1 protein-coding gene is annotated in these 1,017 nt (G+C 50.8%); it reads left to right on the plus strand.

Annotated elements, in window-relative coordinates; translation table 11 throughout:
* On the plus strand, positions 1-741 hold a 741-nt coding region (locus KDK16_RS13245; protein WP_306670821.1), incomplete at its 5' end, for a citrate/2-methylcitrate synthase.
* Positions 742-1,017 lie beyond the last annotated feature (276 nt).

Raw genomic sequence — 1,017 nt, forward strand, 5'->3', positions numbered from 1 at the left:
CAGCCGTTCGTCTACCCGCGCAACGATCTGGGCTACGGTGGCAATTTCCTGCATATGATGTTTGCTACGCCCTGTGAAGAGTACGAAGTTAATCCAGTTCTGGCTCGTGCCATGGATCGTATCTTCCTGCTGCATGCAGACCATGAACAGAATGCTTCAACATCGACTGTGCGCCTGGCAGGCTCCAGTGGTGCCAACCCATTCGCCTGTATTGCTGCTGGCATTGCAGCTCTGTGGGGGCCGGCTCACGGTGGTGCCAACGAAGCGGTACTGGTTATGCTGAATGAAATCGGTGATGAGAAACACATCGATGAGTTCATTGACCGCGCCAAGGACAAAAACGATCCCTTCCGTCTGATGGGCTTTGGTCACCGCGTCTACAAGAACTTTGACCCACGTGCCAAGGTTATGAAGCAGACCTGTGACGAAGTACTGAGCGAACTGGGCCTGGAAGACGATCCTCTGTTCAAGATCGCCAAGCGTCTGGAAAAGATCGCCCTGGAAGACGAATACTTCGTTTGGAAGAAGCTGTATCCGAACGTGGACTTCTACTCCGGTATCATTCTGAAAGCTCTGGGCATTCCAACAGAGATGTTCACTGTAATCTTTGCAACCGGTCGTACACCGGGCTGGATTGCTCACTGGCATGAAATGATCAGCGGTGAATACCGCATTGGTCGTCCGCGCCAACTTTACACCGGCGAAACTTCCAGAGATTTTATTCCGGTATCTGACCGCTAAGCAGCCTCCTGAAAGCCGGTGCTATTATCGGCTTTCAGACCTCCTCTGTTTCACCTGCCTCAGACTTTTTGTGTCATTTCAACGCCTTTGAAACATGACTGCCACTATTTCCCGGGGGACCAAAAACATCGTTCCGGACTGATTAATCGTAATGCTGGCTGAACCTGTCAAACGGACAAGGGCCAAAACATTCTTTAGATGCTTTCAGTCTCGTCTACTTTTAACCGATATTACCTATGAGTAGCTTAGGGAGTAGTGTCCCGGCATGAACGGCTA

It is taken from the genome of Endozoicomonas sp. SESOKO4 (assembly GCF_024606275.1).